The organism is Neobacillus jeddahensis, from assembly GCF_000612625.1.
GTDB lineage: Bacteria > Bacillota > Bacilli > Bacillales > Cytobacillaceae > Neobacillus > Neobacillus jeddahensis.
Window position 1 is genome coordinate 17,882 of the sequence record NZ_CCAS010000011.1, and the last position, 25,163, is coordinate 43,044.

Below are 25,163 nucleotides of genomic sequence, written 5' to 3' on the forward strand. Positions count from 1 at the left end.
TATTATGAATATAGTTCATTGATACTACAAACTAGATAAAGGCAAACCTCTCGAAAGATTGGGACGCAAAGTTACAGGTCTAAGGTTCTAAACTAGGATGGCTGTGCTGCCTCACTGAAGAGGAGAGAAAATGTATGCAATTTGACCGAAGCTATCCAGCATATTATGATGGGAGATATTTAGACCAAATAACAGAAAGAATTCGGGAAAATCAAAAAAAGTGCCATACGGTAGTTGTAAAACCAGAAATACCAACGGGTATAGCATTACAATTTCGTTATCCACACCCACTAGAAGAACAATATTTAAATGTTTCAGCTAAACATTAACAGATAATTATGATTATAGATCGGGTACAGTTTAATCTGTACCCTATTTTTATTTTGTTTGGTGATAAAATACCAAATTTACAAAGATCTATCATCGTTTGGTTTTAACCTTCTGCTTGGGGAATGACCCCAACTTCTCCAAGCAACTAGTTCATATTTAGTTCATAAACAATCTATATAATCCGTTTATCAAATGTTGAAAGGATTAGATATAGATGGAGAGTATTACAAAATATAAAGAACCAGTTTTAGCTGATAAGAGTAATAAAATTCTGGTGATGATGGGTTTAATCATCGGACTGATTTTTTCGGAGTTGGATGAAACAGTTGTGAATACAGCCATGCCGACAATCATTCGTGATTTAGGCGGATTAGCGATGTATGGATGGGTCGGAGGTGTGTATATGTTAACCATGTCCGCATTCATGCCAATATTGGGGAAATTAGCGGATTTAATGGGGCGCAAAAAGATATATTTAACGAGTATGGCCTTTTTCATAGCTGGATCCATTGTCTGCGGGTTATCAAATTCTATGACCCTTCTCCTGATTGGACGTGGGATTCAAGGGTTGGGAGCGGGAGGTTTAATGCCGCTTGCGATGACCATTTCAAGTGATCTATTTCCAGTTGAGCAGCGAGCAAAAGTCCAAGGATTTATGGGACCGATTATGTTTATTCCCATGTTATTAGGGCCATTAATGGGTGGATATTTTGTCGATCAGGTAAGTTGGCATTGGATCTTCTTTGTGAATATTCCTGTCGGAATCATAGCAGCCCTTCTGCTGGCAAGTGGGTTACGTGAAACAGCTATTAAGAAACAAGTGGTGATTGATTGGGGAGGGGCATTTTTATTAGTTGCTTCCATTGTCTCCTTACTGATCACACCTGTTCTTGTTGAAAATAATGGGTACACTTGGGGGTCCCCGTTAATTATTAGTTTGCTTTCTCTAGGGGCCATTTTGATTGGAATATTTATTTGGGTCGAGTCGAAGGTAAAAGAACCAATTGTTCCTTTGCATTTGTTTAAAAACCGCAACATTCTTATTTTATCTTTAATTGTCTTTACTGTAGGAGTCGGTTTAATGGGATCATTTGCTTCCTTCCCATATTTTGCACAAAACGTGCTGGGACTTTCTCCAACAGAGGCTGGCTACCTGACATTGCCAATGATGGTAGGAGCAGTGGGGTCAGCTATGGTAAGTGGATTTCTCTTAACAAAAGTGCGCTACCGCGAACTATTTGGAATTGCCTTTATCATGCCAATGATTGGGTTCTACTTGTTTTCTCATATGAGTATTCATACAACCATTATTCAAATTATTATCTTCTTTTTCATAACAGGTCTTGGGTTAGGCGTTTTATTTGGCGGGGATAACCTCATTGTTCAGGAGTCTGTGGAAAAAGAACATAAAGGAATTGCCCTTGCAACCGTTCCATTATTCCAAACCATTGGTGCTACAGTTGGAGTAAGTCTGTTTGGAAATTTGTTATCATCTACCCTTACCTCCAAATTACAAAGCTTAGGTGATAAGCTTCCTGAAAGTATGGCAGCAAATATGAAGAGTCTTGCTGCTGCGGGGGTTCCTCAAGGGTTACCGACAGGGCTAGTAACACAAATTAAAACATTATTCATTCAATCATTTCAGCATATTTACATGTATTCATTTGTCATTGCGATCCTTTCGTTTGTCTTATGTTGGTTTTTGAAAAAAGAAGTACTATCCACGAAATCCGACGAAGAAAATATGATAGAGGAATAGCTGTGGTAAATTGAAGATCCAAGGGGACGGTTCTGCTGGTTTTTTTGTGTATGGTAAAGTGAGAAAAGCCATGAGAACCGTCCCTGTGGTTATTCCATATCTTCGTTTAGAAAGGTCCTCTGAAAATCTCATTAGATTGAATATTGATATAGAAACTTTGTTTTTGTTCATCCATCCGATCATCTCCTATCGTTTTTGCATGTTTACCACAACTTTGAATGTATTAACCATTTCTCCATTCGATGCAATCATTCTCTTATACACTTCCTTTACCGGAACATGCAGTCATCAAAACTAAAAGTAAGACCATCATGACTAACTAGCTGCGAGATTTCCTACATTTCAATATCGAAGGACTTCCGTCTATAACTTGTAGGGCAAATGCAGGCAACAATATAATGATGATTACAGAATGAAACCACCCTTCTGTTCTACACGAGGGCGGTTTTATGTATTCCTTGCCTATGAAGAAAGAGAAAAAATTTGAACGACTTAAAGCCCTTCCGATGTGAAGCTTAATGAAGCAACAGACCATCCAAATCGAGGATCTCCATTTTTTTCTGTGGGTGTTGCTTAATTAAGCCCGCACTCTCAAATTCCGTAAACTTGCGGCTGATCGTTTCGGGTGTTGTTCCAAGGAAAGAGGCTAAATCCTTCTTACTCATTGGAAGAGTAATCACGTTCGAGTCCCCTTCTCCCTCAAGACATTCTGCCAAGAATAACGCAATCCTGGTTTCCACCTTTTCGGCTGCAAAACGGGCCGTCTGCCGTTCCGACTGGGCCAGCCGTCGGGAAAACTCCGCCAAAATCTCCAAGGCAATCGGTGGATAGCGCAAAAGAAATTGCTGTAAGTCTGAACGTGTAATCAAACAAATCCGCGTATCGTTCATCGCTTCCGCAAAGGATTCATGACACCCTTCATTAAAGAGCGCTAATTCACCGGTAAAATCACCGGGATACAAAATCCGCAGCAGCTGCTCTTTGCCCGTATCAGACAAACGATAAATCTTGACCCTCCCCTTATTCACAATATATAGGGAATCTGATAGATCTCCCGCCTTGTAAATCATTTCTCCTTTTTTAAAAGAAACACTTGTGACACACTTCATGATTTCATTTAATGGTTCTTCCGGCAAATGGTTAAAAATCGGTACCAAAGAAACACATGCTGACCCAAGAACATGACAACTTGTATGATCACATGCCATCCTTCCACTTCCTTCCCAATCTCACCTACTATAACGCTTTTCCTCTTCCCTATTGTCTCCAGACACCATGTCCTTGCTCGATTGAAATCCAATCAGTCTCATAGCATTCACTATGACTAACAAGACACTGGCCTCATGAATGAACATACCCGACGCCAAATGGACAGACCCAAATAACACTCCTGCTAATAAAACCAATACAATCACGACAGCAAAATACGTATTTTGCTTTATATTTCGAATCGTTGCTTTCGATAATGTATACGCATGTGCCAATTGCTCCAACCGGTCAGCCATCAACACGACATCCGCCGTTTCTACTGCCACATCCGTGCCGCCTCTCCCCATTGCTAGACCAATATCAGCCGTTGCAATCGCCGGGGCATCGTTAATCCCATCTCCTACCATCGCTACTACGTACCCACTTTCTTTTAATTGTTTCACAAAAGCCGCTTTCTCTTCTGGCAGCAACTCTGCAGCGTATTCATCCAACGCTAATGTTTGGGCTGTTAACGCAGCAGTATGACGATTATCTCCCGTCAGCATCACGATTTTCTTAATACCGTTTTTTCGCAATTCAGCTATGGCATTCGGCGCATCTTGACGTAATTGATCCGCAATCGAAATAACCCCGGACAATTTGCCATCAATTGCCGCAAACACAGCCGTACTGCCTGATTTTTCTTGATGTACAGCGTATTCTCCAACCTTAGGCAGAATCACAATCTGTTCTTTTTCCATCAGCTTTCGATTTCCTACAGCTATCGTATGCCCATTGATTGTGGCACAGATTCCCAATCCTTTCAATACTTCCCCCTGCTTCGACTCATTAGTTATCGGAAAATTTCTCGCTTCAGCCTCTTTGACGATCGTTTGTCCCAGATGGTGCTCAGAAATGGTCTCAGCTTGGGCAACTAAATGGAGAAGATCCGCTTCTCCATAACTGCTAAAGGTTTTAATATCGACAACTTCGGGTTTTCCATTTGTGAGCGTTCCTGTCTTATCAAAAACCATCGCATTCACTTTGGCAAACGTGTCCATGATCTCACCGCCTTTAATTAGGACACCATGCTTGGCGCCATTGCCGATGCCCGCTACGCTCGAGACAGGAGCGCCAATCACTAATGCACCTGGACAGGCAATCACTAAAAAGGTAATCGCCATATGTATATCCCTTGTTCCGCCCAAAACGAGCATGGATAAGAGAACTACTACAGGTGTATAGATGGCAGCAAATTGATGGAGGAATTTCTCCGCAGGAGTTTTCGATTCTTGCGCTTCTTCGACCAGCTCCATGATTTTGGCAAACGTCGTATCATCTCCCACTCTTTCCGCAGTGATTTCAATATAGCCATTATCAACAATCGTGCCGCTAAACACTAGGTCACCTTGGCGCTTCGTTACTGGGACCGCTTCCCCCGTAATCGCTGCTTCATTCAAAGAGGCCTGTCCGGAAACAATCCGTCCATCCACCGGAACCTTTCCGCCAGAGCGGATCATTACCCGGTCCCCTACGACCACTTCTTCCACTGGAATCGTCATCGGTGTTTCAAAGCGGATGACCATTGCCTCCTGCGGTGCCAGATCGGTTAATTCCTTCAGTGACTTGCGCGTTTTTGCGAGAGTCCGTGCTTCTAAATAGTCGCCAAATAGGAATAGGAAGGTGACCACCGATGATTCGGTATATTCTCCTAGTAAAACGGCACCGATGACTGCGATGCTTACTAATAATTCTATACTAAACACTCTCATGCGCAGGGCCTGAAAGGCTTTTGTGAAAATAGGCAAACTGGCCGAAATGGTTGCGATGAGAAGCGCTAAGTTCTTTCCATCTTCATGATGAAAAAATCCTAAAATAAAGCCAACAGCAATCAGTACAAACGAAATGGCTGTTATCTGGTTTTTATACTGGTGGATTCTTTGAGCCATCTTCTCTTTCCTCCTAAACTATTGATGAGAAAAGGCTAATTAGGATACTTTTGCAGATAACACCGAATACCCGAGTTTCGTAATCGTTGTTTCTATTTGTTGCGGAGTTAGTTGTGCCTCGTTAAAATCGACTTTTACCTTGCTGGATTGAAAAAGGACCTTTACTAAATCGACACCAGTAGTTTTAGTTAAGGTAGTCTCAATCTTTTTAATGCATGATGGGCAGGTTAATGGTTCTAATTGAAATACAGCTTTTGCCATCTTCTTTTCCTCCTCTAAATTGATTGCAAATTTTCTCGTAGCCACTCTTGAAATATCTTTTACATCAACAGAATACTCCATGATTGCCATAAAAAAATTGACCACCGTCATGTTCTAGTAGGAAAAATTCTCAAATCAAATTATGAACCCCAGCCATATCCTTCAAGCATTTTTATACATTGGTCAAGGATTCGTAAGCCTTCTTTTCGTTTCTGAGTCATTTGATTCTTGATTAGGTAATAGATTCGGTCTGGTGGTGGGTCCTCAAGCCGGTATATCCTTTTATCTGGACACTTGTTTAGTTCATTGGCGATAGATAAAGGAATAAATACTATCAACCGCTCCAATCACTGGCAGAAATATAAAATCAACTTATAAAGAACAACTCAAAAAGACGCACCAATATCGGTACGCCCTTGGATCTATAACAAGAAGATTCATCAAGAATGAATACCTCATTCATGATAATACCAAGCCCTTTTCCTAATTTATGTCATTCAGTCAACTAAACTACTATTTGTTTCAATTCTTACGATATTGTTGGCGATAAACTCCGCTATTTCTTTGTCAGAAAAACCCAATCGGTCTAAAATCTCCTCTGAATGTTCACCTAGAGTTGGAGGTGGGGTAAACTCTATTACAGCAATGCCTGGCCTTTTAATCGCAGCACTGGGAACAGGCACATCCGTATCTCCCATATTTATCGTATTAATCATATCTCTATGTTGGATTTGCGGATTATTGATAACTTCTTCTAAATTATTGACTGGACTGCTAGCAATCCCCTTTTGTTGTAAAAGTTGAAAAGCTTCCTCTTTTGTATGTTGAATCGTCCACTCAGCAATCGTCTTATCGACTATTTCTCTGTTTTTGAATCTTCCTTCTTCCAGAAAGAAGGGTGAATGGCTTTGACCCCATTCACTTTTGCCAATTAGTTTAGCCAATTCGATCCACTTTTTTTCCGGTGTGTTTATATAGGCTCCTAAAAATACATACCCATCTTTTGTTGGAAATGCTTTCGAATATTGAAACCGATCACTCGTTCCCCACCTTTGTTGTTTGATTCCATGTAACGGGGCAGATGTTCTTCCAACTTCCCCATCCAGTCGTTCAATCTTTATGACATCCGCACCATAATCAGCAAGTGTTTGGCTGCAATAAGGACCCGCAATATAATGGGTTAAATCCAAAACTCTTACTCCTGATAGAACAGTCATCCATTCCACCTCATTTTTTTAGAATGCTATACATCATTCCTCGTTTGCTGAGCCGGAATCGTTGCAATTGCCGTAACTTTGGAACTCACTAGAGCATTGCCACTGAGTTCATTTTTGCGGAAGTTCCCAGGTGAAGTACCAACAAGTTTTTTAAACGTCTTGATGAAATGATAGATGTTATTGTATCCGACATCATTACTGATCTCTGCTATATCCAAATTAGTGTTAACCAATAACTCTGCGGCTTTATCGATTCGTAGTTTATTAAGATACAGATTGATGGTCATGCCGGTATTTTCTTTAAATGTTTTACAAATATAATTTTTGCTATGACCAACATACTGTGCAAGCTGGTCCAAAGAAATTTCATTCTTATAATTTTCTTGTATATTCTCTTTAATTTGATCGACCACCTTTGACTTTTGGGGATTTGCCGAAATTTCAATTCTTTGAAATCGAATCATATAGTATAGCGCAGCGATGAAAGTATGTGTGGCTATTTCCAGATACCAAGGAAGTGTGTCAATTCCTTCTTTAAAAACTAGCTCAAGCATTTCTTCAATAGTATCTGAGCCCTGGCAGACAATCGGAATCTGATTTAGACTTTCTTGAAACTCGTTGTCAAACACCACATACTTTACTTCCAGCATTCGTAAGGGTTTTCCGTCTACATCTCGTGAGTTGGAGATGCCATGGATATCATTCGGTCTTGTAAATAGATACATCCCCCGACCCATTTTCACTGTTTCATTCCCTACAATAAAATCTCCTTCTCCACTAATAACATAGTAAATCTGATAGTATTCATGTTTATGAGGGGTAAGACTACTACCAGACGGGTATTCACTTTTAGCAAGCCAAAGTATATTGATCATATGTTTATTCATTTGTCTAATCACCTTAAAAAAATTTTAGTATTATAATATTTCGTGACCCTCCTCTTAAATTCCTGTTGATCGGTTCATCAAGTTGTAGCTCCTCCACTTAGAATGAGACACTGACCTGATATGAAACTTGCATCATCACTGGAAAGAAAAGATACCGCACTTGCGACTTCATTCGGGTGCCCAAGTCTTCTTAAAGGAATTAGCTTCATATGTTCAGCGATGATTTCTTGAGGAACATCATTGTACATATCCGTTTCTATATAACCTGGAGCAACACAGTTCACTGTAATATTTTTCGGTCCGCCTTCCTTCGCCAGCGTTTTTGAAAATCCGATTAAACCTGCTTTTGAGGCGGCGTAATTAGCCTGCCCTGGATTACCGAATGCCGATACTGATGAGATGTTGACGATTCTTCCGTAAGCATTCTTTCGCATAATCGGGATGACGTATTTACAGAGGTGGTACGCTCCCTTGAGATTCACATTTAAAACCGCGTCCCAGGCGTCATCTGCCATCTTGTGAAACATGCTGTCCTTCGTGATCCCTGCATTATTGACGAGAATGTCAACTGTACCAAAACGTTCTATAGCTTGAGTAACAGCGTGTTTCACTTGTGCTTCGTTTGAAACATCACATTGGATCGGTAGGACTTTATCGCTTATTTCACCCAGGTTCGAAATCATTTTTTCCACAAGCCTGACATCATATTCTAGGACCGCAACCCCTTCCATTCCATCCTCCAAAAAGCGTTTAACGATTGATTCACCGATTCCTTTTCCACCGCCAGTAACAATGGCGTATTTTCCTGACAAATTCCCCATAACCGTAACCTCCCGTTCATGAAACTAATTTCTATCTTACAATCTAGCAAAATTTCAAACTTGCGATATTCCTTATGAATAAACTGTTAAGATTCAATCTTAAATACTAGAATAGAGAATGTTCAGCATTTTAGGCTCCATTAGAGGTTTAGGGCTGTATAGCGTATGCTGTGCAACGAAATAAGAAAGCCTGTTAGCTGGATCGATAAAAACCTGTACACCGCCGAGGCCACCCCAAGAGAAAGAGTTCTCAGGAACAAGCCTAAATGCTGCCGCAGCATCCATCACCACGGATACGCCCAGCCCATATCCGATCCCTTCAGATATAACCATTTCCCGATAATCGCTAAGGCATTGTCCTTTTAGCTGGTTTCTTCGCATCAGATTGATGGTATTTTCACTTATGATTTTGTTGCCGTCTTTGCTAACTCCTCCGCAGGCAAGGGCATCGGCAAATAAAATGTAATCTTCTGCAGTCGTGATTAGTCCTCCGCCCCCACTTTCATGTCTTAATCCGGCGGCGCCAATACAATCACTGCTTACTCTTACGACCGATTCCGTTTCATAGCTGTATTGGTACTGTGGAGCAATTCTTCCGCGTTTTTCCTCTGGTACGGAAAACCCGCTATCCTCCATTTCCAGAGGGTCAAAGATGTTTTTCTTTAGATATTCTCCTAATGACATTCCGGATACGGCTTCAATGACTGCACCAAGAACATCATGGCAATAGCTATAATTCCAGCCTTCGCCCGGTTCAAACAGAAGAGGTTCCTTTGCTAGTGCCCTAACAAAATCCCTCGTACTAAAATCTCGGCCGGTATCAGCGATAAGTTTCCGCATTTCCGGAGTGTCAAGCTCATAGCTGAGACCTGCACACATAGTAAACAGATCAACGATTCGGATATGCTGCGTTGCCGGTTTAATCACAAAAGTTCCCCTTTTGACCTTCATCTCCTTGAATTCTGGCAGGTATAGAAAAAGAGGATCATTCAAAAGAAGCTTACCTCTTTCAACTAGCTGCATCGCTGCAACGCATGTGATGATTTTTGTAGCTGAATAGATGTTATAGAGAGCGTCTGGCTGCATCGGAATCTGATTTTCTATATCAGAATACCCCGCTGCATAGCGGAAAATTAACTTATGATTCTTATATACGATACAATCGATGCCTGAAACGCCAAGCTCGGGTACCGTGTCCATAAAGTTTCGTAGATCATCAAAATTAGCCATCGTTTTCCTCCCAAAATATGATTCTTACTGGAATATGATGTTCTATAGATGCGAGATTAAATGACCCCAAGTTGTTTTAATTCATTGATATCCTCATCTGATAGGTCAAGTAAACCTTGATATATCTCGTTATTATGCCATCCTAATGGTGCCCCTGCCCAGTTGACTTGACCTGGTGTCTTTGAAAACTTGGGTACGATACCTTGCATTTTTATCTCCTTATTTAATTCATAATCAAATACGGAAATAATATTCTCTCTGTCTTGTACATGCGGATCATGAAATAGGTCAACAACCGAATTTACTGGAGAATAGGCAACCTCATGCTTTTCTAATAATTCACGTAAATATTCAAGTGTGTGCTCAGAAAAGAAAGAAATGATATATTCATCTAATTGATCGCGATTACTTACTCTTAGTTGATTGGTAAGAAATCTTGGATCTTTCACTAATTCTGGATGTCCGATGGCAATCATTAATCTCTCAAACATATTTTGCGTAGAGGCAGGAATAACCATCCACTTATGATCTTTTGTATCATATAGATCATTTGGGGCAACAACAGGGTTATAAGTACCTTTTCGCTCAGGAATTTTTCCTTCTAGATCATAGTCTGCGATGTAGTTTTCCATCACTCTTAACAGAGGTTCATATAATGATAAATCGACTAGTTGACCTTCTCCCGTCGCCTTAAAATGATAAAGCGCTAGCATGACAGAAAAGGCGCCATACACTCCCCCCATTGCGTCAGCGATTGGATAACCTGAGAACATTGGTTTCCGATCTGGGTAACCCGTCATATAGGTTAATCCGGAGAACGATTCCGCCACCCTAGCAAATCCCGGTTTTTCTGCGTACGGACCATTTCTTCCATATGCTGAAAAATGAATCATGACAAGATTTTCTTTTATTTTCACTAAATCAGAATAATCGATTTTCCATTTTTTTAACGTTCCAGGTCTGAAATTTGTGATCACCACATCAGCCTTTGCGACTAATTGATAATATAGTTGAACACCTTTCTCATTGTTAAAATCTAACGTAATCGCTTTCTTGTTTCTATTGGTAACCTTCCATGTCCCTTCGCCAAAACTACGGGTTTGATCCCCCTTACCTGGTTGTTCTATTTTAATGACTTCAGCTCCGAAATCACCAAGCAAGTTGGCGATCAAAGGGGCTGCCAAGACCGTAGAGGCATCAATTACTCGTATTCCTTGTAATATATTATTTTCTGGCAATACATTCCCCCCTTGCCGTAGCAAGCTTCCTTCATACAAACTCACATGATCATTTTATTTGCAGTGGATACTTCTTCTTCATATAATAAGCAAGCTGTCAGACTATCATTTGAAGTTTGGACTAGACTTGGCTCCATACCTTTACATTTTTCCATGGCGACAGGACATCGCGTATGAAAACGACAGCCTGTTGGCGGGTTTGCGGGACTTGGCAAGTCTCCTGTTAAAATAATCCGGTCTCGATCCCGAAGCTTGGGATTCGGTAAAGGTACGGCAGATAATAATGCCTTGGTATAAGGATGATGTGGATTCTCAAATAGTTCCTCTTTGTCTGCGATTTCTGAGATTTTCCCTAAATACATGACGGCAATTTTATCACTGATATGCTTGACGGCTTGGATCCCATGGGCGATGAATAGATAGGATAGACCCAAATCTGTTTGAATTTCTTTTAATAGATTTAAGATTTGGGCTTGTATGGAAACGTCTAATGCCGAAACGGGCTCATCACAGACAATCAGTTTTGGCTGTAAGGCAAGGGCACGCGCAATCCCAATTCTTTGTCTTTGTCCACCTGAAAATTCAATCGGATATCTGCTGCCATGATAAGCAGCTAGACCTACTCTTTCAAGTAGTTCATCCACCCTTTTTCTTCGTTCTTTTTTTGTTCCAGCTTTATGAAGAACTAGGGGCTCCGCAATAATATCGGCAACAGTCATTCTAGGATCAAGTGAAGAATATGAATCTTGGAAAATCATCTGCAGATTCTTACCCAATTCTTTTTTATTTTTATATTCAGACAGTTTCTTTCCTTCAAAATAGATATCCCCAGCTGTTGGATTTGAAAGCCCCACAACCATTCTTCCGATTGTTGATTTTCCACAGCCAGACTCGCCAACCAACCCGAGCGTTTCTCCGGGATAAATATCAAGATTGACACCGTCCACAGCTTTTACAAACTGATTTTTTTTACCAAAAAGCCCACTTCCAACTGGGAAGTGTTTTTTGATCCCTTTCAGTGACAATAGCGGCTGATTCTCTGTCATCTTCCCTCAACTCCTTCCTTGATGAGTGGATTCCAACAGGCAACACGATTCCCTGAAGTGTGCTTCTTCAATGTGGGAGAGTCCTCGTGACAATTTTCTGTTGCAAAGGCACAGCGTGTCACGAAATGACAGCCTTGTGGCAGTTCAAGCGGATTCGGTACAATCCCTGGAATGGCATCGAGGATGTCCTTTGAGGGTCCGTATAAAGATGGAATACTATCCATTAGCCCCTTTGTATATGGATGCCCCGGATTTTCAAAGATTTCTTCGACATTACCTTCTTCAACAATTTCTCCGCAATACATAACAAGAACGCGGTCAGCGGTTTCAGCTACAACACCAAGGTCATGCGTAATTAATAGGATTGAAATACCAAATTCCTTCTGTAAATCTCGTAAAAGATTTAAGATTTGTGACTGAATCGTAACGTCAAGGGCGGTTGTCGGTTCATCGGCGATTAATAGTTTCGGATTACAGGCAAGGGCTATCGCAATCATTGCTCTTTGCCGCATTCCACCGGATAATTGATGGGGGTAATCATTGAGACGTCGTTCCGCATCAGGAATACCGACTTTATTTAATAAATCCAAGGCTAATTTCATCGCCTCTTTATAGCTAACTTTTTTATGAAGAATGATCGATTCGGCAATTTGCCTGCCAATCGGATGGACCGGGTTTAGCGAAGACATGGGATCCTGGAAAATCATTGCAATGTCATTGCCACGAATTTTTCGTAATTCCTTTTCTTTTAATTTCAATAAATCTTGTCCTTCAAACAGGATAGAACTTTCCGGACGATACTTGATGGCACTAGCATTCAAGCCCATGATGGAAAGCGAAGAAACACTTTTCCCACTTCCTGATTCACCCACTAAGGCTACAATCTCCCCTTTCTTAATGGAAAATGAAATATCATTGACAGGCTTAATCTCCCCTTTTGATGACGGGATATAAGCTTTTAAATGATTCACTTCTAGTATTGGTGTTTCTGTATTCAACTGGTCTCCCCCCTTTATTAGGAACTTTTTTGTTTTGGATCAAGCGCGACCCTGAGACCATCACCGAGAAAGTTCCCAGCTAGGATGGTCAGCAGGATGGCAATCCCAGGATACACCATCATCCATGGATTCATGTCAATCATACTGTAGCCTTGCTGAATCAAATTCCCCCAACTGACATCAGGAGCTTGGGCCCCCAGGCCAAGAAAGCTAAGTGTGGTTTCAATCAAAATGGCAATACTGAGATTAAAGGAAGCTTGAACAACGATAGGAGGAGAAATATTTGGAATAATATGTCTCACCATAATCCAAACAGATCCTGCACCGGAAATTTTTGCCGCCTCCACATACGGTTCTGAACGTATTTGCAGCGTTTGACCTCGGGCAAGTCTAGCAAATTGCGGGGTAAAGATAATCCCAATCGCCATCATGGCATTCCAGAGGTTAACCCCTAAGGCGCTCGTAATTCCTAAAGCAAGAATAATGGCAGGAATCGCAATAATTCCATCGATGATTCGCATAAAAATATCATCAACAATACCACCAAAATAACCGCTTAAAGTCCCCAATGGCACCCCTATAAAGAGTGGAAGCAAAATCGCAAACAAGGCAGCCTTAATCGCCGTCTGTGAACCATTTAGTAGTTGACTAAAAATATCAGATCCTAACCCATCTGTACCTAGCCAATGCTTGGCACTTGGTGGAGACATGACTTCCGATAAATCTTGCTTGAAAGGGTCATAAGGTGCAATATAAGGAGCTAGAAGGGCAATGATGACGAGAATGGCGAGAAAGATAAAACTGATGAAAGCAAGTTTTTCTGCCATTAATCGTTGGAAGATGGTTTTAAAACTCATTTCTTAAGCTCCTTTCTAATATTCGATTCGTGGGTCTAATAAGGCATAAACAATATCTGTAATAAAATTAATGACAATTACCATGACAATCATGACAAGTACAACCCCCTGTACCATCGTAAAATCACGCTGTTCAATCGCATTCACTACAAGCTGACCCATTCCTGGAATCGCAAAAATATTCTCAACAACAACAGTCGCTCCTAACGCGGTTCCAAATAACAAACCAATGGTCGTTACAACAGGTAACATCGCATTTTGAAGACTATGTTTAAAAATAGCCCGATAGCGGCTTACTCCTTTGGAATAGGCGGTACGTACATAGTCTGCATCCATGGTTTCCAATAAGGAAGAGCGCAAATGTCGGGTAATGACGGCAATCCCGGCTAAACTTAGTGAAAAACCAGGGAGGATGATTCCTTTTAAAAAGGTTCCCGGCCCATCGATAAGACTAGTAAACCCAGTCGCGGGAAGCCAATTAAGCTTTAAACTAAAAAATATAATCAGGATCATGGCAACTAAAAAGGTTGGGATCGCTGTACCTAAAGTTCCGAAAAAGCGTGCCACATAATCCATCCAGCTATTTGGAAAATAAATGGAGGTTACGGCAAAAAATATTCCGCCTACAATGGAAAAAATCATCCCCACCACCACTAGCTGCATTGTAACAGAAAGGGTCTGCATTAAGGCTTCATCAACATGTTGTCCTGTAAAGATCGATCTCCCTAAATCCCCATGAATTGCATTATTTAACCAATGAAAATATTGAAGCATCACAGGCTGATCAAGTCCTAATTGTTGGCGCAATTCTGCTATTTTTTCATGTGTCGCACTATCACCAAGCATGGCCAAGACAGGATCACCTGGTATGAGTAAAATTAACGAAAATACGATCAGAGTTGTAATGAATAGCATCGGGATGACGTAAAGCAGCCGGCGTAGCAGGAATTTCAAAAACATAATTACCCCTCCTTTTAAAAGAGAGTGAAGCAGGACCTAACATCCCACTTCACCATTCGAATCATTTTTCTACCCAAAGTGTTGAGAAGATTGGCTTTCCAAGCAAGTTTGGCTCAAAGCCTTTGACCTTCTTGCTCATTGCATGAGTGGCCGGCGTAGTGAATAGTGGAATGGCTATCCCTTGTTGGATGATCGCCTCGTTGCTTATTTTCCCGTACAGCTCAGCACGTTTATCCTGCTCATAGGTGGAAGCAGCCTCAGCAATCAGGGCTTCAAGTTCTGGAGTAGAAATTTTCCCTGGATTATAAAAGCTATCTTTTGAGTAAAGACTATTAATCGTCATTTGTGGGTCCGGCCGTCCTGACCAGCTGCCTGTCAGTGCATCTGTGTTATTATCAGTCATAAACTTCTGAACCGCCGCGTTGGCTTCTAATGTTTCAATCTTTACTGTTATGCCTACCTTTTCCAGCTGCCCTTTAATGGCATTGGCTAACCTTGACCAATATTCAATTGGATAGGTTACTAGTGTGAAAGAAACATCCTTCAGTCCGGCATCTTTCAGCAACTGCTTTGATTTTTCAGGGTCATAGTTTAGGTTAATGCTATCGTCATGTGCCCAATACCCTTTAGGGAATGGCTGATCCGCAACCTCCCCTTGCCCAAAGTTAATCGCTTCAATCAATTGCTCCCGATCAATTCCATATAATACAGCCAGCCTGACCGCCTTGTTATTAAATGGTTCGACACTTGCTTTCAGATAAAGCATAAAATGCCCTAAAGTGTTTTCGCTGTTTAAGACAATATCAGGATTTTTCTCTAATGAAGAAGAGATTTGTGCTGCAACCCCCGGAACAAAATCAACTTGGCCGGATTTCAAGGCATTGATTTGCGAATTGGCATCAGGAATCACTTTGACAGTCATTTTATCAAGATAAATCTGTTCTTTATTCCAGTAATCCTTAAAAGCGGCATACTCTATCTGTCCATTTGGAATATGATTAGACACTGTGAACGGCCCTGCACCAACAGGATGCTGCGAATAATCTGCTCCATATTTATTAACCGCGGTTGGAGAAACCATCATCCCGCCTCGATCAGATAAGGCTAACAAAATGGATGAATCTGGTTTTGCCAAATGAACCTTCGCTGTTGAATCGTCCACAATTTCAACACTTTCAATACTCTTTAAATCACTAATTTGTGAATCCTTTGAATTGACACGTTCAATATTAAATTTCACTGCGTCTGCATTGAAGGGGGTACCATCTTGGAAAGTTACACCTTTTCTAAGATGCAGAATCATCGTCTTTTCATCTGGAAATTCCCAAGATTCCGCCAGGCCTGGTTCAGGTTTCATATCAGGAGTGAATTTCACTAATGGTTCATATACAGGCCATAATAGTGCATGGTCGTTTCCTGTAGTCCCTTTGATGGGGTCAAAGTTCGTAATATCTACAGCATAGGCGATCGTTAATTCACCACCTTGTTGAGGTTTCCCTTGTGAAACATTATCCGATTTCGTCTTTCCTTCAGAATTTGAGCTTGTAGAATTACTACACCCTGCCATGACCATCGTCAATGTAACTAAAAACAGTAGGATCATTTGAAAACTTTTCCTTCGTTTCAGCATTGCATTTCCCCCTTTTTTACTTTCTATTTTGAAAAACTTGTTCCCACTTCAAACGGTTTTGACGATCTGGGTCATTGACAACTTTATTTTTTGTATTAAAAAGCATGGTAGATCTGTCTTCCAAATCGTATTTCGGCCAATCAGGTAATTTCGCTATATTCGGATCACCATGATGCGCGAAAGCAATCCATGCATGTTGCATCTGTTCCGCAAGTTTGTAACGATGAGGATCATTACCTGTCATCTTTTCTGTTTCTGAATTCACTAAGTTATTCCAAACAAAAGGAATCTCAAGGGCATGAAAAGCTTTTAATTTCCCATTAAACACCTTACTTTCATAGTCAAATCGGTACATCCAAACAGGCGCACCATGCTTTGCTTGACTTTCACTAAAAAAAATCGCTGGAATGGTGAATACATAATGTGTCATTACTTCTTCATAGAGCGTTTTACTTAGCTCTCTATCTTGTAATACATATTGGGATACATTCTTCCAAAAGGGCTGGAATGAAAGTTCAAACATCGTCTTTACCTTTCTTTGATCCAGTTGTTCCCAGATCGGATCAAATTGCGTAAAAAGTAGTGATTCATCCATATTCGTCCCGACGATGACAGGAATATCGCTTGCAAAACCTTCCTCTAGCACTTTTTCTGGTTGGGGGGAAATAGTGATCCCAGCTCCAACAGGGCCGAATGCTGTTCGGGGGAAAATTTTAATCGCCTGTAAAATGGTTTCTGCTGGTATCTTTTCTAATGCGGATAGGTCGTTATGATCGACCTGTAGTTCAGAAAGAAGCTGTTCAGTCATTTCATTGGCTTTTTCAACTGCTACCTTGCATCTGGCAGTCCCACTTTGCAGAATAGCTTTATGAAAAAGCCCTTTTGCATTTGGCATGGATAGAAGGTTACCGACACTGACAGCTCCAGCCGATTCACCAAAAATGGTTACGTTATGCGGATCTCCGCCAAAGTCTTCTATATTTTCCTTGACCCATTTTAAGGCAGCCACTTGATCGAGAAGTCCACAATTTCCTGACCCTTGATAGGCTTCACCCCCAATATCACTTAAGTGAAGAAAGCCAAAAACACCTAGGCGATAATTGATCGTGACAATTACTACATCTCCTTGTTCCGCAAATGATTTCCCGTCATACAAATGGCTTGAACCAGAACCATACATAAAGGAACCGCCATGAATCCAAACCATCACAGGCCGCCTTTTATGATCTGCACCTGGGGACCAAATGTTGAGATATAAGCAATCCTCATCTTTATTCGCAGGTGAGTCACCCAGAAATTTCATAGCTGGGCTCTCGGATTGAACTGGTGCTGGACCAAACTCTTTGGCTGCTCTCACCCCTGCCCAAGAATCTGGTTCTTGCGGTGGACGAAATCTTAATGAGTGAATGGGTGGTGCCGCATAAGGTATCCCTTTCCAAACGCAAATCTCTCCTTCCCTACTACCTTGCACCATACCAAAACGGGTTTTTGCCAAAATTTCCGACATTCTATTCCCCCCTATTACGGTTCTTCTATTTAGGTAACCAGTCATATCCGTTTAATCCAAAAAACGATTAGTAACACCTTTAAGTAAACGCTTTCTTTTTGCGTTGAGGGGCCTCAAAATCTGTATGTATTTCTCCTCCTCATTAATTGTTATTTTTTTATTTTCTAAGAATCGTAGCGGAATAGGCATTGGCTGACAGTATATGAAGTATCTTTTGAGGTAGTTTTAGCGGAACTGTTAGTTAAACTGAATTTGCATCATCACGAGGGATTTAATCTCACTTTTCGTCTAAATGTAAACCCTTACATTTCACTCACCACCTTTTACTATTCAGGAACACACGAATAATATATGACAATCGTTATTAATAAATTAATCTATATTAATCAAACTGAATTTTATATTTTCTATCTTTTTAGAATTATCAGACTAATTTAACAACAATATAACATGTGATATATTTTTAAGTCAATAAAAAATTGATATATAGTAATCAATAATTTGGGATACTATGTTCCCAAAATCTTACTTGATCATACCCATTTTTAATAACTCCTCGATGGCCTTCTCCAGGTGCTTATCTAAAAAATGAGGACTAGCCACATTGGGTTAGTCCCCTATTCATGTATTCAAACAAGGAAAAAGTCATATAGCCATGAATAATATATTGGCTCATACTATTTTTCTATCAAAAACCTTCCTATACGCCAATCAATCTCTCTGCTAACTTTGGAAAGTCAATGCTTACCGTAACTGCCGTTTAAATGCTTGAATGGCGAAGAAGTAAGTGATGACCATGATGCCGACGCACCAGGCAAGCGCGATCCAGATATCGTTGCCAACAGTCCCTCCATACAAGAGAGCACGAATGGCATTCACGATGGAAGTCACGGGCTGATTCTCAGCGAACGCACGGACAATTTTAGGCATGGTTTCGGTTGGGACAAAAGCCGAACTGATAAACGGCAGGAAAATCAACGGGTATGAGAAGGCTGTCGCCCCTTCCATAGACTTCGCTTTCAATCCGGGAATGACCGCCAACCATGTCAGCGCCAGCGTAAACAGCCCTAGTATTCCAGCTACCGCGAGCCATTCCAGGATACCAGCGCTGGATCGGAAACCCATTATGAGTGCGACGAGGATAACCACCACGACAGTAAGCCCATTAGAAACAAGCGAGGTCAACACATGAGCCCACAATATCGACGAGCGCTTGATCGGCATGGTAATGAAACGCGCCATCAGCCCGCTCTTTACATCCCCAAACAGCCGAAAGGCAGTGTAAGAGATGCCGGATGCAATAGCCATCAGCAAGATTCCCGGTAATAAATAATTGACGTAGTTTTCCGTTCCTGTCTTTATGGCGCCGCCAAATACGTAAACAAACAACAGCATCATCGCAATCGGCGTAATCGCCACCGTGATAATCGTATCCGGGCTGCGCATGATGTTGCTCATTAAACGCCCTAGTAATACCCCTGTGCTGCTTTTCATTTTACATTTCCTCCTTTTTACCGATGATCGCAAGGAAAATTTCCTCTAATGTTGGCTGCTTCTCGATATACTCCACTTTCGCTGGCGGAAACATCTCCTTTAGTTCGGTAAGGGTACCGGTCGTAATGATTTTTCCACCATGCAGGATGGCGATGCGATCCGCCAGTTGTTCGGCTTCCTCCAAGTGCTGGGTCGTCAGCAAGATGGTCGTGCCGCTGCCGGCAAGCTCTTTGACTGTATCCCAGACTTCAAGCCGTGCTTCAGGGTCAAGACCTGTCGTCGGTTCGTCGAGAAAAATGACATCTGGCGTCCCGATCAGGCTCATGGCGATATCAAGCCGGCGCTTCATCCCGCCAGAATACTGATCTGCCCGGCGGTTGGCCGCGTCACGCAGGCTGAATTTTGCGAGCAGATTGTCGGCGACTTGAGCGGGATTGGAAACTCCCCGCAACTTGGCGATCATCACCAGGTTTTCCCTTCCTGTGTGCATGCCGTCTATAGCTGCAAATTGCCCTGTCAGGCTGATAATCTGGCGAACATGATCCGGTTGGCGCTGGACATTATGGCCGCAAATATCTACTTCACCGCCATCGGATTTCATCAATGTCGAGAGGATGTTGACCGTCGTTGTCTTGCCCGCTCCATTTGAACCCAGCAGTGCGAAAATTTCGCCACGCTGCACCTCAAAATCCACCCCCTTTAAGACTTCCTTATCTTTAAAGGATTTCTTTAACCCTTTTACAGAGATCGCTGTATTGCTCATACTTTTTCCTCCTTATAAAATGAGTCTTGTAGAACTAAATTGTTTATACGCCCCTATTTAGTCTGACTGATAATCAGTACTACTTATTACTAAGTCAAAAATATAACTGAATAGTAAAGGCGGTGTTTTACATTTGTTATCAACTATTCAGTCGGGATTCTATATTGAGTTTATTTCTTGCCTAATCGCTTCTTAAGTTGCTGATTCAAATCTTTACAATCCTCTACTTCGTTTTATCCGTAACCTTTTTCATGGCATTGTTAACTTTTTGGTCTACAGATTCTTGATAGATTTCAGCGTAAGTTTTTGAATCTTTGATTAGATCGTCGCAGAAAGCCGCTACGTCACTACCTGTCACTTCAAGCACGCCTTTCCCCAAGGCCGCGCCATCTTCAAAAAGATCAATAATTCCCGAGAGCAAACCCGTTCCTTCGGTTAGCTCGACAGGGCCGACCTTAAAGAGATATTTTTGAATTTCTTTGTAAACAACACGATAATCTTTCGGGAGCGCTTTGACACGCGCCATGTGCGCTCGCCACTCTTTTTTGCCTTCGATGATGTCTTGTATACTCATTTTTATCCTCCTTATTTGCCCAATTTTTTGGCAATATTACTGTTGAGTTGCTTACGCCACTTGTCGCGATAAGACTTTGCCTCTTCTTCGCCGGCCAGCGCCGAACAAAAGCCTTTAATATCGTCGCCCAAAACCTCTTTGACACTTTGACCTTCCGCCGCCGTTTCTTCGAAAAGGCCAAGGACACCGTCGAGAATTGGCATGAGGTTGCGACCAGTGAAATCTGAATACGACCAAAGATTGGCCTTAACTTTTTCCCATGCCGCTTGATAATCAGATGGCAGTTTTTTAGCACGCGACTCGAAATTTTTCATTTCTTTAGTCATATCACTACCTGTTATTTTTTCCCAAAAATTCATTATTTTTCCCCCTTTATTAAGCTGAACAAAAAATACCGGACGATACAATTTATGAAGCTAGATTGATTTCAAGGCATTGATTTTCGAAGATACAAAATCCCATTTTTTCCAAAAAAGTTCAAGTTCCTGGCGGCCAGCCTTATTAAGTGAGTAAAACTTGCGGGGAGGCCCCATATCTGACGGTTTCTTTTCTATGTTGACCAGCTTTTTCTTTTCCAATCGCACGAGGATGGTATAGACCGTCCCTTCCACGACTTCAGTAAACCCAAGCTCGTTAAGAAGGCGGGTAATCTCGTAGCCATAGGTTTCATGACGGCTAATGATTTCAAGCACGCAGCCTTCAAGTGAGCCCTTCAGCATTTCAGTTAAATTTTCCATGTTCAGAACCCCCCTATTTTGTCTGACTTATATTCAGTATAACGTAGTACTAAGGAAAATTTTACTGAATAGCTTTTGGGAAATCAAGCTATTCAGTATTACTTATTACTAATATAGCTTAATACTTAGTAGTTGTTAATGTCAACTATTTTTCTTAAAAATAAATTTTTGACTCTCACTATTCAATGGTGCTGGTATTAAGTGTTACCTACTATGGGTATATCGTAACACATAGTAGCTTGGGAGGTCAACTGGATTTTCTAAAATAAGAAAAGCGCCTATTTCACCAGAAGATATATCTAAGTAAGCACTTACACTATTTCGATATACCCCTCTGTTCCGTTGACAAGAATTCGTTGCCCATCTTTTATAAGTTTGGTGGCATTTTCCACTCCAACTACTGCTGGTAAGCCATATTCACGTGCGATCACTGCTCCATGGGTCATCAGTCCACCAACTTCGGTGACTAGGCCCTTTATGGATACAAACAACGGTGTCCAACTAGGATCAGTAAAAGAAGTGACTAATATATCTCCATCTTCTAGATCAGCATCTTCCATGTTTAAGATAACACGAGCTCGTCCCTCTATCACTCCAGAAGAAACAGGTAGACCTACGATCGCTTCGGCTGGTAAATTTTCTCGTTTGTACGCCCCTGCAATGATTTCACCATCAGACGTGATAACACGTGGAGGAGTTAGCTTTTTATAAAATTTGTACTCATCTTTTCGTTTGCTGATGATCTGGTAATCTGCTTTTCTTGTGCCTACGACTTCACTAAGCTCTTCAAAAGTGAGATAGTATATATCTTCTTTTTCCTCAATAACGCCCTCTTGTACGAGTTTTTCAGCTTCCTTCAGTAATGCCTGCTTATAAACAAAGTAGCGATTGACCATGCCGTATTTTGGATATTCACGATACCCTATGAAATTCCGGATGTTGCTAATCATTCGTTTTGTCTCTTTGGCCTTTTGTTTACCATCCGGCAATTGCTCCAATCGTTCTACTAACTCTTGTTCTTTTTTCAAGGCAAAACAAAGCCCTTGCTCAAATTTCCGCTCGCTAGCATTCGGCTCAAAGTTTTTGATATGACTGAGAATCAAAGGGACAAGTATAGTTGGCTTTTCACTCCAACGACTTCTAGTAATATCGATTTCTCCAGCACATCTCATGCCATATTTGTTGAGATAAACTATTATGGCGTCGCGGGATTTTTGTCCACCTTCAAACATATCCAGTTCATCCAAAAAGTTATCATCTTTTACTTGCTGTAAATACTCAATTACTTCCGGATAAGGACGAATCACATCTGCGACATCCAATAATGCTAAACCCATTTCCGAAGTAATATTGTTTGGTACAGATTGAGAAAGCGTGTCTGCAGCGTTTTTTTCCCCTAACCACTTCTCCATTTTTTCATTAATCCATGACGAAGCGTTCATAGCTGCCATAAATACCGCGGTGCTCTGTGGATCAAATAAAATCTTCTTTAATTGCGGGATATCTTCTAGAATAAAATCCAATAAATCTATTCCTGATTTCATTTGGATGTTTCGCTTTAAATCTTCTACCGATGCTTGATTCCGTTTTATCAACTCATGAACAATTGTCGGATTGTTTTCGATTTCTGATTGTATATCTGTATTGTTTTTGCTGGGACTCGGAGTTTTTTCATCATCTGGTACCAATTTTATAAAATTTTCTCGCTCGACGATGGTCATAAGTGCGTCTTTACTGAGTGGATCGTGTTGTCCCATGTTTTTTAATAACATATTTCTGCTGTCAGGAGAAGCCAGTATATGTGTGACATCAACAAACAACCTTCCACCAGCTTTAAACCTAGGTCCGAAGGATGTTAACTGGAATAAAGACATTCCCAATGGTTTTATGGGGTCTGTCATCATTTGTTGATGACCGACAGATAAATAGACATGATTTTCTAGATCATTCGCTTCAGGGATCGGGAAAAGCGTCGTGATTGGCCGACTCTGAACAATATAAAATGTAGCATCAACCAAACACCATTCGATATCTTGTGGGCAGCCAAAAAAGAATTCGATCTGTCTTCCAATGCGTGCCAGTTCAATAATTTGTTGGTCAGTTAGTGTTTGAGTCTTTTGTTGATCAGGATCAATCGGGACGGTGTCTGTTCCGCCTTCTTTTCGTGCATAGATAGCTAGCTTTTTACCTGTTATCCTTTTATCGACGATTTTATTTTCCAGTACTTTATAACAATCAGCAGATACTAAGCCAGAGACCAGTGCTTCTCCGAGTCCAAAACTGGCATCGATTGATAGTAACTTTCGATTGGAGGTAATCGGATCAGCAGTAAATAAAATTCCTGAAGCCTGTGGAAACACCATCCGTTGAATAATAACGGATAAATATACTTGGCTGTGGTCAAATCCGTTGTGCATACGGTAAATCACGGCACGATCCGTAAATAGGGAAGCCCAACATTTGCTGATATGATGCAAGATCGCTTCCTTTCCGATGATATTTAAATAGGTGTCTTGTTGACCAGCAAAAGAGGCATGTGGTAAATCTTCAGCGGTCGCACTAGAACGCACTGCATACGCATGTTCTTCGCCAAACTGAGAGAGATAATCTGCCACTGAGCACGCAACATCGGAAGGAATTTCAACTTCCATTAGGATTTGTCGAATCTTCCTGCTAATTTCACTAATTTGATCTCGATCCTCTACCTTTAGCAGTGTTAGTTGATCCGACAATGCTTGAAATGTTTCGTTATGTTCAATGGCTTTTTGAAATCCCACTGTTGTAATACAAAATCCTTCTGGTACTTGTATTCCTTGAATTTTTGATAATTCCCCTAAATTCAACCCTTTTCCACCAACGAGCAAAAGCTGCGTCTTATCTATTTCCTGAAAACTGAGAGCCAAAGAACTCATTCTACATCTCTCCTATCCATCAATGTTCTATTGATGTTACCAGTAATAAATGGGAATAAATAGTCTATTTTTACCATTTTTTATATGCTATAATTAAAGTAGGAAGAGAACAAAAATACAAAATAATAGTAAACTCTCCTGCTTTGTAGCTAAAAAAGAGACTAATTCGTCAGTGACGTATTGTTCTAGTATTGTAGATTGAATTGATACTAACGGTACCGTTCTTCTTTAAATGGATTGGCTGTCATCGAATAGCCTAACTCTTCCCAAAAACCGGCTTCGTCTTCTTTCATAAACTCAATCCCCGACACCCATTTGGAGCCTTTCCATAAATAAAATACTTCTGGTGGAATAAACCTTAGTGGATAACCATGTTTAGGATCAATATCCTGCCAATCATGATGTTCATCCTTCCAACGGTATACAAACAATGATTCGTCCCCTAATAGAGGCGCGAGCGGTAGATTTGCGGAATAACCAAATCTGTCTCCATTGTAGTAACCGTAAATTTTAATGTATTTTACCTCTTTATCGATCTCAACAAATTTTAATAACTCTCTCAGTGCAATTCCTTCAAAAGTGGTATCAAATTTAGACCAAGTGGTCACACAATGCATGTTAACGGTTGAAATGGTCTTCGGAAGCTTCAAGAATTCATTATAGGATAAGACCTTTTCTTCCTTTACCTCACCAAACAGTCTGAAATTCCATGTGGCACTATTAAAAATAGGAACATCCCCTTTGTGCAGTATAGGCCATTTTTCTGTTTCGAATTGGCCAGGCGGGAGCTGCTTGTTCATCATAC

At 41.0% G+C, this 25,163-nt stretch carries 23 protein-coding genes and 1 riboswitch; of the genes, 2 read left to right on the plus strand and 21 right to left on the minus strand.

The features are described 5' to 3' along the window. The first annotated feature begins 30 nt into the window (after positions 1-30). A riboswitch (cyclic di-GMP riboswitch) is annotated at positions 31-114 on the plus strand. Between the two features lie 20 nt (positions 115-134). Next, positions 135-329 carry a hypothetical protein gene (locus TY15_RS07285; protein ID WP_040209164.1) on the plus strand — a complete coding sequence of 65 codons (195 nt, stop codon included), beginning with the start codon at positions 135-137 and terminating at the stop codon, positions 327-329. Between the two features lie 215 nt (positions 330-544). Then, complete coding sequence (locus TY15_RS07290) at positions 545-2,089, plus strand: MDR family MFS transporter (RefSeq protein WP_040209165.1); 1,545 nt, start codon at positions 545-547, stop codon at positions 2,087-2,089. Between the two features lie 515 nt (positions 2,090-2,604). On the opposite strand, the gene TY15_RS24180 is transcribed toward TY15_RS07290, so the two are convergent. The 21 genes from TY15_RS24180 to TY15_RS07400 all read right to left on the minus strand — a co-directional run bounded on the left by TY15_RS24180 (position 2,605) and on the right by TY15_RS07400 (position 25,158). Beyond that, positions 2,605-3,297, minus strand: coding sequence for a Crp/Fnr family transcriptional regulator (locus TY15_RS24180; protein WP_040209169.1), 693 nt, complete (start codon positions 3,295-3,297; stop codon positions 2,605-2,607). A gap of 21 nt (positions 3,298-3,318) precedes the next feature. Further along, on the minus strand, positions 3,319-5,226 hold the full coding sequence (locus TY15_RS07305) for a heavy metal translocating P-type ATPase (RefSeq protein ID WP_040209170.1): 1,908 nt from the start codon (positions 5,224-5,226) through the stop codon (positions 3,319-3,321). 39 nt (positions 5,227-5,265) lie between these two features. Next, positions 5,266-5,487 (minus strand): heavy-metal-associated domain-containing protein, encoded by a 222-nt coding sequence (locus TY15_RS07310; RefSeq protein ID WP_040209479.1) that lies wholly within the window; start codon positions 5,485-5,487, stop codon positions 5,266-5,268. 497 nt (positions 5,488-5,984) lie between these two features. Beyond that, positions 5,985-6,704: a CoA transferase gene (locus tag TY15_RS07315; RefSeq protein ID WP_096911907.1), complete on the minus strand. Its 720-nt coding sequence runs from the start codon at positions 6,702-6,704 to the stop codon at positions 5,985-5,987. Between the two features lie 26 nt (positions 6,705-6,730). Then, entirely contained in the window at positions 6,731-7,591 is an 861-nt protein-coding gene (locus TY15_RS07320) for an AraC family transcriptional regulator (protein ID WP_040209172.1), read from the minus strand. 77 nt (positions 7,592-7,668) lie between these two features. Then, positions 7,669-8,412, minus strand: a complete 744-nt coding sequence (locus TY15_RS07325) for an SDR family oxidoreductase (RefSeq protein WP_040209173.1) — start codon at positions 8,410-8,412, stop codon at positions 7,669-7,671. Positions 8,413-8,511: 99 nt separating this feature from the next. Further along, positions 8,512-9,642, minus strand: a complete 1,131-nt coding sequence (locus tag TY15_RS07330; RefSeq protein WP_040209174.1) for a serine hydrolase domain-containing protein — start codon at positions 9,640-9,642, stop codon at positions 8,512-8,514. 56 nt (positions 9,643-9,698) lie between these two features. Next, a complete protein-coding gene (locus TY15_RS07335; protein ID WP_040209175.1) occupies positions 9,699-10,880 on the minus strand; it encodes a CaiB/BaiF CoA transferase family protein in 1,182 nt (393 codons plus the stop codon). A gap of 41 nt (positions 10,881-10,921) precedes the next feature. Next, entirely contained in the window at positions 10,922-11,926 is a 1,005-nt protein-coding gene (locus TY15_RS07340; RefSeq protein ID WP_040209176.1) for an ABC transporter ATP-binding protein, read from the minus strand. Continuing rightward, positions 11,923-12,924 (minus strand): ABC transporter ATP-binding protein, encoded by a 1,002-nt coding sequence (locus TY15_RS07345; RefSeq protein WP_040209177.1) that lies wholly within the window; start codon positions 12,922-12,924, stop codon positions 11,923-11,925. The genes TY15_RS07340 and TY15_RS07345 overlap by 4 nt, the downstream gene beginning before the upstream one ends. Before the next feature lie 17 nt (positions 12,925-12,941). Beyond that, entirely contained in the window at positions 12,942-13,781 is an 840-nt protein-coding gene (locus TY15_RS07350; protein ID WP_040209178.1) for an ABC transporter permease, read from the minus strand. 15 nt (positions 13,782-13,796) lie between these two features. Continuing rightward, the gene (locus TY15_RS07355; protein WP_040209181.1) at positions 13,797-14,741 is read right to left on the minus strand and encodes an ABC transporter permease; all 945 of its coding nucleotides are present in this window, start codon (positions 14,739-14,741) and stop codon (positions 13,797-13,799) included. 61 nt (positions 14,742-14,802) lie between these two features. After that, the gene (locus tag TY15_RS07360; RefSeq protein ID WP_040209182.1) at positions 14,803-16,371 is read right to left on the minus strand and encodes an ABC transporter substrate-binding protein; all 1,569 of its coding nucleotides are present in this window, start codon (positions 16,369-16,371) and stop codon (positions 14,803-14,805) included. Between the two features lie 16 nt (positions 16,372-16,387). Then, the gene (locus TY15_RS07365; protein WP_040209183.1) at positions 16,388-17,878 is read right to left on the minus strand and encodes a carboxylesterase/lipase family protein; all 1,491 of its coding nucleotides are present in this window, start codon (positions 17,876-17,878) and stop codon (positions 16,388-16,390) included. A gap of 744 nt (positions 17,879-18,622) precedes the next feature. Further along, the gene (locus tag TY15_RS07370; protein ID WP_040209184.1) at positions 18,623-19,372 is read right to left on the minus strand and encodes an ABC transporter permease; all 750 of its coding nucleotides are present in this window, start codon (positions 19,370-19,372) and stop codon (positions 18,623-18,625) included. A gap of 1 nt (position 19,373) precedes the next feature. Then, positions 19,374-20,135 carry an ABC transporter ATP-binding protein gene (locus tag TY15_RS07375; RefSeq protein WP_040209185.1) on the minus strand — a complete coding sequence of 254 codons (762 nt, stop codon included), beginning with the start codon at positions 20,133-20,135 and terminating at the stop codon, positions 19,374-19,376. A 223-nt stretch (positions 20,136-20,358) separates the two neighbouring features. Next, entirely contained in the window at positions 20,359-20,709 is a 351-nt protein-coding gene (locus tag TY15_RS07380; protein ID WP_040209186.1) for a DUF1048 domain-containing protein, read from the minus strand. Positions 20,710-20,720: 11 nt separating this feature from the next. After that, on the minus strand, positions 20,721-21,068 hold the full coding sequence (locus TY15_RS07385; protein ID WP_040209189.1) for a DUF1048 domain-containing protein: 348 nt from the start codon (positions 21,066-21,068) through the stop codon (positions 20,721-20,723). A 57-nt stretch (positions 21,069-21,125) separates the two neighbouring features. Beyond that, complete coding sequence (locus tag TY15_RS07390; protein ID WP_040209191.1) at positions 21,126-21,446, minus strand: PadR family transcriptional regulator; 321 nt, start codon at positions 21,444-21,446, stop codon at positions 21,126-21,128. A 311-nt stretch (positions 21,447-21,757) separates the two neighbouring features. After that, positions 21,758-24,358, minus strand: a complete 2,601-nt coding sequence (gene ppsA / locus TY15_RS07395) for a phosphoenolpyruvate synthase (RefSeq protein ID WP_040209192.1) — start codon at positions 24,356-24,358, stop codon at positions 21,758-21,760. A 209-nt stretch (positions 24,359-24,567) separates the two neighbouring features. Further along, a complete protein-coding gene (locus TY15_RS07400; protein WP_040209194.1) occupies positions 24,568-25,158 on the minus strand; it encodes a molybdopterin-dependent oxidoreductase in 591 nt (196 codons plus the stop codon). Positions 25,159-25,163: the final 5 nt, after the last annotated feature.